This window comes from Candidatus Thiosymbion oneisti, from assembly GCF_900092655.1.
Lineage (GTDB): Bacteria > Pseudomonadota > Gammaproteobacteria > Chromatiales > Chromatiaceae > Thiosymbion > Thiosymbion oneisti.
Map to the genome: position 1 here is coordinate 1 of NZ_FLUY01001346.1, position 9,767 is coordinate 9,767.

Here is a 9,767-nt window from a genome sequence, read left to right on the forward strand (position 1 = left end):
GTCCACCACGGAACACCCCCAAGGCCCGGGTCCAAGGCCCCCAGACCGCCATCGTCGTCGGCAAAGCCGGCGAAGAGATCTGGACCGACCAATACGGCCGGGTCAAGGTCCAGTTCCACTGGGACCGCTACGGTCAATCCGACGAACACAGCTCCTGCTGGGTGCGGGTTGCCCACCCCTGGGCTGGCAAGAACTGGGGCGCTGTGGCAATCCCCCGCATCGGCCAGGAAGTCATCGTCGACTTCCTGGAAGGTGATCCCGACCGACCCATCATCACCGGTCGGGTCTACAACGGCGTCACCAAGCCCCCCTACAAATTACCCGGCGCCGCCGCCATCAGCGGACTCATGTCCAACAGCACCAAGGGCGGCGGTGGTTATAACGAATACGTCATGGACGACACCAAAGGTAAGGAACTCATCCGTGAGCATGGTCAATTCGACAAGGACAGCACCATCGAACACGACCTGCGCGAGCATGTTCTGCATGATCGCAGCCGGGATGTCACCAACAACGAGACCATCCAGATCGGGAAGGATCGTGCCAAGACCGTCGGCAGTGACGAGACCACCAGCATCGGCCACGACCGTAAAGAAACCGTTGCCAATAATGAAACCATCAACATTGGCCATGATCGCAACCAGACCGTGGTCAACAACGAGACCGTCAGTATCGGCAGCAGCCGCAGCGAGACCGTCGGCGTCAACCAGATCCTCTCCATCGGCGCCAATCGCACCGAAAAGGTCGGCGGCAACGAGACCGTGACCGTCGCCGCCAGTAAATCGGAGACCATTGCCGCCGCCAAAGCGGAGAGCATCGGCGCCGCCAAGGCCCTGAGTATCGGTGCCGCCTACCAAGTAAGCGTCGGGGGGGTGATGAACACCAGCGTCGGCGGGGCCAAGCTGGAGGAGGTAGGCCTGTATTCCATGCAGGCCATCGGGGGTAATCTGAGTGTCAAGGTCGGCAATAATACCGCTCACTCGACCGCCGATGAGCACACGATCTCCGCAACCGAGATTCACCTCACCGGTAAAAGCAAGATCACCCTATCGGTCGGAGCCTCCACCATAACCCTGACCCCGACCCTGATCGAAATCAAAGGCCCCTTGGTCAAGATCAACTGCTAACGGAGTACAAACCATGACCCAGCCAGCTGCCCGCGTCGGCGATCCGCATACCTGTCCCGTGGTGGATCCAGGCCCGAAACCCCATGTCGGAGGACTCATACTGCCCGCCGGCTGTCCGACGGTTCTTATCGGCGGCCAGCCCGCCGCGCGGGTCGGCGATCAGGCGACCTGCGTCGGACCCCCGGACACTATTGTCGAAGGCGAACCTACGGTGCTGATCGGAGGTCAACCCGCGGCCCGCATGGGTGATGCGACAGCGCATGGCGGTATTATCGCCGCCGGGTGTCCGACCGTGCTCATCGGTGCGGACCATGAGGCGAAATGTCTGGCCGAGGGCTCCGAGGAAGGCACATCCCTCGTAGCAAAGACATCCTGAGACCATGCTGTTCTCCAACCCCTCGGGGCAACCCGAGCAGCCCACTCGGTCGGTTGGAGAACTCGCTGCTCGACTGCTGGAAGGGCCCGGTCGTCTGTTTGCAATTGCCGACGCGGCACGGGACGAGCAGGTCCTATCCGTAGTGCGCAAGCTCGGCATCGAAGCACGGTGCCTGTACACGGGTAATGAGGCCATTCGGCTTGCGGCCTATGCCCCCTATCTGCTGTCTTTCAACGCTACCCTGCATCCGTTATCACGGTATCTGATCTACAGTTGGTGCCGTCAGTGGGGGATCTTTCTGCGGAGTAGGTTATCGGCCGCGGCGATTTCCGCACACTTTGCCGACCTCATGACCGTCAGGACTCCTGAGGGTGAGGCCTATTTCCGGTTCTATGACCCCCGCGTCCTTCCCGAATTTCTGTCGAGCTCGACATCCGACATGTTGGTGAAATTTTTCGGTGCCGCAATCGACTGTTTCCTGGTCGAGCACGATGATGGAAACACCCTGATCCAGTATCGAATTGCCCCGCTGGAAAGAATGCCTGGCGAACACTACTTAACCACCGCTACCTTTTCGGTCCAAAGGTGATGAAGGGTGCATGAAATGTTGGCAGAGTAACACGATAAGTCGCCGCGTAGAATTTTTGGAGGATCGTCTTAAGATGTCCTTAATCCAATACACCCTCGGATATAGCAAGTAGCACTCTACCCAGACGCTCGATGTCTACAGCCGTAGGCATATCGTCATTGATCAATCGCTTTAATTCTGATATGTCATCATCCAAATCTCCCACAACGAGTTCCTGGGGTATCCTTGTCATATCGAACATCTCGTCAGTTGCGACGGCATGATAGTACTGCCGATCGCCCAGGTCTACTGTCGCAAGCCCACGCTGGGCGTACTCGGTTACTATTTTATCGGCGATAGCCAGCAAGAGCAACAATGATATTCTGCCGTCTTGATCGGTTTTGTTAGTCATCTTTCATAGCCTCTTCAAGTTTCTTCAGCTCTTTCTTATGTCTATTAATCTGTTTCTCCAATTCCCTTATACGGCCTTCATAGACCTTTTTCCTTATTTCTTCGTTTGGTGCATTTCGATACGTTCCTCTGTTGTCATGTTTCTCCGGACTCCGCCTGTAGTCATCCAGTTTTTTTTCATGCTCTCGAATCAGTTTTTCCTCACTTTTTGCAGCCTTTTTGTTCTGTGATCTGGATCTGTTTTTGTATGGGTTTTTCGCTGCTTTCGAACAATCTATTTTACAACTTGGTAGTTTATTTGCAGGCCTCCTTTTAGGTTTCTTGGGTGGCTTAACCCTATGCCTCTTTGTTAAAATCTTTCCCAGAGCCTTAAGAAAAAGTTCTATAGCCTTACCCATTAGTACAGTCCTTCGTATATTGCGGTAATTGCTGCTTCCGGATCCCCCGTCGCAGCGATACATCTAGCTTGAAGTTCAAGATAATCCGAGTCGTTAGCTATACAAGCTCCCAACATAAAAGATACGACAGTCAAGCTGGTTAAACCATATTCGGTAGAAATCCCCTCTTTAGCTGCATACTCCAGGCAACGCGCGAACAATTCTTTTCGCTCGGAAATACTATACTCCGGGAATTCCTCGCTCAAATACGCGAAAAGAGACCGGTGAAATTTTTGGACAGCAGCCTCTTGTAGGAGCTTATATTGCTCGTTTTCGATCACCAACATAAGTCGAGTACTTCTGCAACCTGTCAATTTGTCTAACGGCAAGCTTAGCCCAAACATAATCGCGCTGGCAAGACATTCAACCAATAACAATAATAAATAACGCCCATCTTGTATCTGACGACCGCGATGGCCCCGCGGCTTGGTCCTCGCTGCACCTGAGCCCGCGACCGAGGTTCCCCTTCGGTATGAGTATACCTTCGGGGGCCAGCCGGTCTTCACCATGGGTAGTTACCTGCCCACAGTGCAAGGAGACGAGCTGGGGGTTGGGGTAGGCCTCATCTCCGGCGTCAATCTCGGTGCCTGCCGACCCGTAGAACACAGCAAATCGGTGCGGATCGAGGGCCAATGGCTGGTTCGCCACAGCGACCTGATGGTGATGAACTGGGAAAGAAAGGGATGGAAAGAAAGGGACACCCACTTTGTTTGCACTTTGTTTGCGATGCCGTGCGCACCACGCCTTCTTATATGGCAAGCAAAATAAAAAGGACACCCATCTTGTTTTCGGGCTCCACCCCGCAGCAGCGAGTAGCTTATCCGCCACACGTGAAGCAACAATATAAACTTACTCACCCGACCAGGTAGCCACGAAGTCCCGAGGCTCTTTCTATCCCGCTCTTCCTGTATGGCCTGGCTCGGCGACCGAACAACCCATAGGGGAACAATCACGGTAAAATAAAAGCTAAAACAAAAGGACATCCATCTTGTATCTGGTGATCGTGATGGCTGTGCAGCTGGGTCCTAGTGGACCCACGCGAGCGAAGAAAGGACGAAGAAAGGGACACCTATCTCGTTTGATATCTTTCCCACCGAAACCATAAGGGAATCTACTGTGACCGCTCTCCGCTCCGTTCTCGTCCCAGAAAAAGGACACCCATCTTGTTTTTGGTCTCCACCCCCCAGCCAAGCAAGGCGCATGGTTTGGTGAAGACCAGCTCTTCGGCTCACCCAGCCAATCCGCGGTCCGCTACGAAAGCGGTTTCGTCCTTTCCAAGCCGCGCACCGATTTGATCCTCAACGCGGTTACCTACAGCCCGAGCGGCTCCCCGGCCCGAAATATCGGTCTTGCCATGCCGCGCGGTCAGGGTGGTCGCCCGGCTCTCATGCTTCGGAGACTGTGAAAGAATCTGTCTTTTCTGGCGGCGGCGGGATGAATCTGTGAAAATCTGCGTAATCTGCGGATTCGAAACGAAATGCGACCGACGCCCATGAGGCCGAGATGGTGGATGCAGCCTGCCCTAGGCGGTGGGCACAGCCCACCCGTAGGATACCGGTAATTTCGATTTGTTAACCATTACCACCGCCCGGTGCTGCCCGAGCGAATGATGAACCCGCAACCGACGCCCCGGCGAAATTGCTCTGACACTCCTGAGGACGAGAAATCGGCGGCATCCTCAGGGGCAACATCTGGTCGCCACTCCGCATTTACGGCGCTCGGATTCCGGGGCACGCTTGCTGCCCTCCGGCAGGAGATCCGCGCGCTCTACACCGCAGACGAGATACCCTGGATCGTGGGCTACTCCGGCGGTAAGGACTCCACCGCCACGCTGCAGCTGATCTGGAGCGCCATCGCCGAGCTGCCACCGGACCGGCGTCGGAAGACCATCCATGTCATCTCCACGGATACCCTGGTCGAGAACCCTATCGTTTCCGCCTGGGTCGAGAATTCGCTCCGGGTCATGGCACGCAACGCCGAGCAGGCTGCAATGCCGGTCGCACCAAGGTTGCTGCGGCCCAAGCTGGAGGACTCGTTCTGGGTCAACCTGATCGGACGCGGCTATCCGGCACCGCGGCACAAATTCCGCTGGTGTACGGAACGGCTGAAGATCGCGCCCTCCAACACCTTTATCACCAATATCGTCTCCGCGAGCGGTGAAACGATCCTGGTCTTGGGTATCCGCAAAGCGGAAAGCCTCCGCCGGGCCGCGAATATGGCAAAGCACGAGAAGGGCCGCGTGCGCCATCGGCTCAGTCCGAACGCCAGGCTGCCCGGGTCCCTGATTTATACCCCGATCGAGGACTGGAGTAATGACGACGTCTGGCGCTTTCTGATGCAGCAGCCCAACCCCTGGGGCTACGACAACCGAGATCTGCTCGACATGTACGCAGGCGCGTCGGCGGACGGCGAATGCCCACTGGTCGTGGACGACTCGACACCGAGCTGCGGCGACTCGAGATTCGGTTGCTGGGTCTGCACCCTCGTGGAACAGGACAGGTCCATGGCGGCGATGATCCGGAACGACGAGGAAAAGGAGTGGATGCTGCCCTTGCTGGAAATCCGCAATGCACTCGATTTTCGCACCGGCAAGCCGGAGGCACAGGATCATGGCGGAACGGATCGCCATCTGCGGGATTTCCGCCGCATGAACGGTGCGGTGCAACTCATGAAATCCGGGCGCGAAATCCCCGGACCCTACACCCAAGGGGCAAGGTCGGACTGGCTGTCCAGACTGCTCACGGCGCAAACCCACATCCGCAAAAACGGCCCCCGAGAAGTCCGGGACATCCGGCTGATTTCCCTGGAAGAGCTGCAAGAGATCCGCCGCATCTGGGTCCTCGATAAACACGAGCTGGAAGACCTCCTCCCCGGCATCTACCGAGACGCCACCGGCGAGGACTATCCCGGCTGCCCGCTGGACGATAACCTAATGCTCGGGGCCCCGGAAATGCAGCTGCTCAAAGACCTGTGCAGCGACGACCGGCTCCACTACGAGCTGACCCGGGAGCTGCTCAGCATCACCCGTCAACAGCACAACAACGGACGACGTGCCGGACTGCACCGGCGATTCGAGCGGGCCTTCAAGCGCCACTTCTTCGACGACCGTGAAGACGCCATCGACAGGGCCCGGCAACTGGCGTCCGAGCGTCAGGCCATCAAGGAGCAACGCAAGCAGGGCCTGTCCCAAACGCGGGGACCACAGCCAGGTCTCGGCATAGGGAACGGCGACCCCAGCCCATGATCCTGGATGACATCGTCATCGAGAATTTCGGCGTCTATGCCGGTCACCAACAGGCTATTCTGACCCCCGAGCCCGGTAGGCCCATCATCCTGTTCGGCGGCATGAACGGCGGTGGCAAGACCACCCTGCCGGACGCGATCAAGCTGACCCTCTACGGCCCCAAGGCCCGCCTCTCCAACCGTGGCCGTCAGGGCTATCGGGACTACCTGCGCGCCGCCATCCACCGCCATGCGGACCCCGGCGTAGGCGCCGGCGTCACCTTGCGGTTTCGCCGCCTCATTGAAGGCGAGACCCACTCGTTCGTGCTCCAACGCCGCTGGCGTGTCGGCAGCAAAGGGATTGAAGAGTCACTGCAGGTCCTGCACGACGGGGTGTCCGACGACCTGCTGAGCGAACACTGGGACGAGGCCGTCACCACCTTTCTGCCCGTCGGGATCGCCCACCTGTTCTTCTTCGATGGCGAGCAAATTGCGGATTTGGCCGATGGCGGCCATGCCGCCGAGATCATCGGCACCGCGCTAAATACTCTGCTTGGTCTGGACTTGTTGGAGCGTCTCACCGCGGACCTCAAGGCATTCGAGCGCAAGCAGCGCGGGGAGACCCTCGATGATGCCTCCCTCGCGGCACTCGCCGAGTCTGAGGCCGAGGTCGCACACCTGGACCAAGCAATCGAGCAAATAGCCATGGCCGAGGGGATGCTGATCAAGGAGGCCAAGGGACTGGCCGAAGAAGTCGACAGACAGCGGGAGGCCTTTGAGGCCGCGGGAGGCAATCTCTATCAAGGACGCAACGCCCTGCGGATCACTCACGAAGGATTATTGAAAGAGAAGGCCCAATGTGAAGATGCCCTGCGCGATCTGATCGCCGGGCCCCTACCCCTGGCCCCGGTGGACGATCTCCTTGCCGAGATCGAGGCCCAGGCCTGTCACGAGATCGGGATTCGACACGCCAAGGTACTTGCGGAGGCCCTGGAGGAACGCGATCGCGCGGTGCTCGCCGCCCTGGACGACGAGGCAGTGGGTGAGGATACCCTGAGCAAGATCCGACGTATCCTGTCGGCCGACCGGACCGAGCGGACCGGGCTGGCGCACCAGTCCCTTCTGTTCGATGCGGACGATCGGCTTGCGGCGCAGGTCGCGTATTTGCGTGCTACCCGGATCCCGAGTGCCGAGCGCGCAGCGAACCAGCTGACCCAACGCCTGGAGCAACTGGAAGAACGCCTGGCCCGCACGGAGGCCCAGCTGGCACGCATCCCGAGTGAAGACAGCATCCAGGTCACTCAAAACGCCCTCGATGTCGCGGAACAGAACCACCACGCCAAGCTCCACCAACTGGATCGGCTCCGCGAACAGCGGGCCCTGCTGCAGCGAGAGTACGCGGAAGCCGGCGCCAGGCTGGAACGCCTGAGCATCGCAAATCTGGAGGCCCGCATCGAAGCCGACGACCAAGCGCGCATCCTGACCCACTCCGCACGGGTCCGCAGGACTCTGCAGGCCCTCCACCACCAAGCCGTCGCCCGCCACGCAGATAACATCCAGGCCCTCATGCTCGAATCCTTCGGTAAACTGTTAGGCAAGACCGACCTGGTTGGTAGTCTGAGCATCGACCCCCGGAGCTTCGAGCCCAACCTCAGGGATCCTAATGGCTGTTGCCTGCCCTTCGAGCGCCTCTCCGCAGGCGAACGACAGCTGCTCGCAACCGCGCTGCTCTGGGGCTTGGCTCGGGCCTCCGGTCGCCCAATCCCGGCCATCATCGACACCCCGCTCGGTCGTCTCGATTCATCTCATCGCCGCAACCTGGTGGAGCGCTACTTCCCGGCGGCCTCCCATCAGGTACTCCTCCTGTCTACCGACGAAGAGATCATCGGGCACTATCATCAAGCACTCGATCCCTATATCAGTCGACGCTATTTGCTCGCATACGACTGCGAAGCGCATGCAACCGCCATCCGGGCCGGATATTTCGCTACTGATGAAACCACCAGTCGACCATATCCGCATCAGCTCCAAAGGGAAAGAAACCCTGATCAAGCTGAAGAAGCGGACCGGGATCGCACACTGGAACCAGCTCTGCAGATTGGCACTCTGTAGATCGCTGCATCTGGCAACCAAGCCGACCCTCCCCGGCCCCTTGGATACGGCAATAGAAATCGATTGGAAGACCTTTGCCGGACAGTACGACAGTATCTTTTCAGCCCTGCTCCTTATACGCGCAAGCCGGGACGGCGTTAGGGTCGATTCACCCGAGGAGCTTACAAGCTATGTTCGCGCCCACCTGGAACGTGGTATATCGACTCTGAACAGCATCAAAGCGCTCGGGGATGTGGTAGTGCAACAGGTTCGTATCTAGATCAAAAATCCGGTAGTGGTAAATTTTAAGTGGTAGACGAACCACCCAGCGGCCCGATAATCGTTCAGACCCCCACTGCTTTTGCGTCCTTGGCGTCCGGATTCCGGCAATCCCTGCCGGAGTGACGAGGCAGAACCCGAACGATGTGGCACCCCGGATTGACCCCAGGCAGAGTGATCGCCTATGGCTACATGGAATGCACGGCATTACCTGAAATTCGGCGATGAGCGCACGCGGCCGGCGGTGGACCTTGTTGCCCGCATCGATGTGGAAGCACCGCAGGAGATTGTCGACCTTGGATGCGGCCCCGGCAACAGCACCCAGGTATTACGTGCACGCTGGCCAGGTGCGATTGTTCGCGGTATAGACAATTCGCCGGAGATGATCGACGCTGCCCGCGCGGCCTACCCGGCGCAGGACTGGATATGCGCCGACCTTTCCGACTGGGTCCCGGACCGACCTGTCGATCTTGTTTTCTCCAACGCGGCCCTGCAGTGGCTTGGCGACCATCGAAGGCTACTACCGCGACTCTTCTCGGCGGTCGCCGCTGGCGGCGCCTTCGGCTTTCAGATTCCGAGCAACGGCGACGTGGGGATCCGTAAGCTCATACAGGAGATAGCCGAGGATCCGATGTGGCGCGATCGGATGACTGTTGCCCGCTCAGCGCTGACGATGGAAGAGCCGTCGGTCTACTACGATCTTCTCGCCGGACAGGCTACCGCCGTCGATATCTGGGTGACCGAGTATTTTCACCGGCTGGACAGCTCCGACGCCATCGTCGACTGGATGGCAGGCACCGGGCTACGCCCTTTTCTCGAGGCATTGGATGACGCTAATGAACGGCAACGGTTTGTGCGGCTGCTGCGCGCCCAGGTCGCCGCTCACTATCGGCCCCACCCCGACGGCAAGGTCCTCTTTCCCTTTCGCCGTACCTTTGTGATTGCGTACCCTTTGTCTTGGGGACGGGCGGTCACGTGCGGTCAAGGTGCTGGTACGCCTCCAACGTCTGGAGCCGGGTATCATCGACCGCCCCCCCGACGGTGAAGTGGTAGAGCGACTGCAGCGCTTGACCTTCCAGGCCGAGCGCGGAGTGCAGAACATCATCAAAGAAACAGCCGATGCCCGTAGCTCGCACGCCCGCTGCCTCGGCTTCCAAATAGAGCAGCTGGCCGATCAGACCCGTCTCCCAGAACAGGCGACGATAGAACCATGGACCCGGTGAAATCAGCCGAGGCTCGAACTCGGCCAGCATCGC

At 58.8% G+C, this 9,767-nt stretch carries 12 protein-coding genes and 1 pseudogene; 9 read left to right on the forward strand and 4 right to left on the reverse strand.

The features are described from left to right. From BQ17_RS13805 to BQ17_RS13815, 3 genes are all read left to right on the forward strand, one after another. On the forward strand, positions 1-1,127 hold a 1,127-nt coding region (locus BQ17_RS13805; RefSeq protein WP_141699279.1), incomplete at its 5' end, for a type VI secretion system Vgr family protein. Positions 1,128-1,140: 13 nt separating this feature from the next. After that, the gene (locus BQ17_RS13810; protein WP_089728008.1) at positions 1,141-1,503 is read left to right on the forward strand and encodes a PAAR domain-containing protein; all 363 of its coding nucleotides are present in this window, start codon (positions 1,141-1,143) and stop codon (positions 1,501-1,503) included. A gap of 4 nt (positions 1,504-1,507) precedes the next feature. Further along, positions 1,508-2,092, forward strand: a complete 585-nt coding sequence (locus BQ17_RS13815) for a DUF4123 domain-containing protein (RefSeq protein WP_089728010.1) — start codon at positions 1,508-1,510, stop codon at positions 2,090-2,092. A gap of 79 nt (positions 2,093-2,171) precedes the next feature. Here BQ17_RS13815 and BQ17_RS13820 read toward each other — a convergent pair whose 3' ends face one another. From BQ17_RS13820 to BQ17_RS13830, 3 genes are read right to left on the reverse strand one after another with little or no spacing between them, the layout of a single operon-like run. Further along, on the reverse strand, positions 2,172-2,483 hold the full coding sequence (locus BQ17_RS13820; protein ID WP_089728013.1) for a hypothetical protein: 312 nt from the start codon (positions 2,481-2,483) through the stop codon (positions 2,172-2,174). After that, on the reverse strand, positions 2,476-2,880 hold the full coding sequence (locus BQ17_RS20820; protein ID WP_141699280.1) for a hypothetical protein: 405 nt from the start codon (positions 2,878-2,880) through the stop codon (positions 2,476-2,478). Before BQ17_RS20820 ends, BQ17_RS13820 begins: the two co-directional genes overlap by 8 nt. Further along, the gene (locus BQ17_RS13830) at positions 2,880-3,206 is read right to left on the reverse strand and encodes a hypothetical protein (protein ID WP_089728016.1); all 327 of its coding nucleotides are present in this window, start codon (positions 3,204-3,206) and stop codon (positions 2,880-2,882) included. Before BQ17_RS13830 ends, BQ17_RS20820 begins: the two co-directional genes overlap by 1 nt. Before the next feature lie 139 nt (positions 3,207-3,345). Between BQ17_RS13830 and BQ17_RS24245 the strand changes: the two genes are divergently transcribed. From BQ17_RS24245 to BQ17_RS13855, 6 genes and pseudogenes are all read left to right on the forward strand, one after another. After that, positions 3,346-3,687: a PAAR-like domain-containing protein gene (locus tag BQ17_RS24245; protein WP_089728019.1), complete on the forward strand. Its 342-nt coding sequence runs from the start codon at positions 3,346-3,348 to the stop codon at positions 3,685-3,687. Between the two features lie 433 nt (positions 3,688-4,120). Further along, positions 4,121-4,324: pseudogene (locus tag BQ17_RS24250) on the forward strand (hypothetical protein); the annotation flags it as partial. A gap of 201 nt (positions 4,325-4,525) precedes the next feature. Continuing rightward, positions 4,526-6,163, forward strand: coding sequence for a DNA phosphorothioation system sulfurtransferase DndC (gene dndC / locus BQ17_RS13840; protein ID WP_256091608.1), 1,638 nt, complete (start codon positions 4,526-4,528; stop codon positions 6,161-6,163). Continuing rightward, entirely contained in the window at positions 6,160-8,253 is a 2,094-nt protein-coding gene (dndD, locus tag BQ17_RS13845; RefSeq protein ID WP_141699281.1) for a DNA sulfur modification protein DndD, read from the forward strand. Before dndC ends, dndD begins: the two co-directional genes overlap by 4 nt. Further along, the gene (dndE, locus tag BQ17_RS13850) at positions 8,135-8,512 is read left to right on the forward strand and encodes a DNA sulfur modification protein DndE (protein ID WP_089728021.1); all 378 of its coding nucleotides are present in this window, start codon (positions 8,135-8,137) and stop codon (positions 8,510-8,512) included. The genes dndD and dndE overlap by 119 nt, the downstream gene beginning before the upstream one ends. Positions 8,513-8,695: 183 nt before the next feature. Then, positions 8,696-9,556: a methyltransferase domain-containing protein gene (locus tag BQ17_RS13855; protein ID WP_089728023.1), complete on the forward strand. Its 861-nt coding sequence runs from the start codon at positions 8,696-8,698 to the stop codon at positions 9,554-9,556. On the opposite strand, the gene BQ17_RS22750 is transcribed toward BQ17_RS13855, so the two are convergent. Beyond that, positions 9,483-9,767, reverse strand: a 285-nt coding sequence (locus BQ17_RS22750) for a nitroreductase family protein (protein ID WP_141699282.1), incomplete at its 5' end; no start/stop codon positions are given. The genes BQ17_RS13855 and BQ17_RS22750 overlap by 74 nt on opposite strands.

Excerpts from the sequence above, each read along its gene's own strand:
- BQ17_RS13810 (WP_089728008.1), top strand. The coding sequence starts at position 1,141 with ATGACCCAGCCAGCTGCCCGCGTCGGCGATCCGCATACCTGTCCCGTG.
- BQ17_RS13815 (WP_089728010.1), top strand. The coding sequence starts at position 1,508 with ATGCTGTTCTCCAACCCCTCGGGGCAACCCGAGCAGCCCACTCGGTCG.
- BQ17_RS13820 (WP_089728013.1), bottom strand. The coding sequence starts at position 2,483 with ATGACTAACAAAACCGATCAAGACGGCAGAATATCATTGTTGCTCTTG.
- BQ17_RS20820 (WP_141699280.1), bottom strand. The coding sequence starts at position 2,880 with ATGGGTAAGGCTATAGAACTTTTTCTTAAGGCTCTGGGAAAGATTTTA.
- BQ17_RS13830 (WP_089728016.1), bottom strand. The coding sequence starts at position 3,206 with ATGTTGGTGATCGAAAACGAGCAATATAAGCTCCTACAAGAGGCTGCT.
- dndC (WP_256091608.1), top strand. The coding sequence starts at position 4,526 with ATGATGAACCCGCAACCGACGCCCCGGCGAAATTGCTCTGACACTCCT.
- dndD (WP_141699281.1), top strand. The coding sequence starts at position 6,160 with ATGATCCTGGATGACATCGTCATCGAGAATTTCGGCGTCTATGCCGGT.
- dndE (WP_089728021.1), top strand. The coding sequence starts at position 8,135 with ATGAAACCACCAGTCGACCATATCCGCATCAGCTCCAAAGGGAAAGAA.
- BQ17_RS13855 (WP_089728023.1), top strand. The coding sequence starts at position 8,696 with ATGGCTACATGGAATGCACGGCATTACCTGAAATTCGGCGATGAGCGC.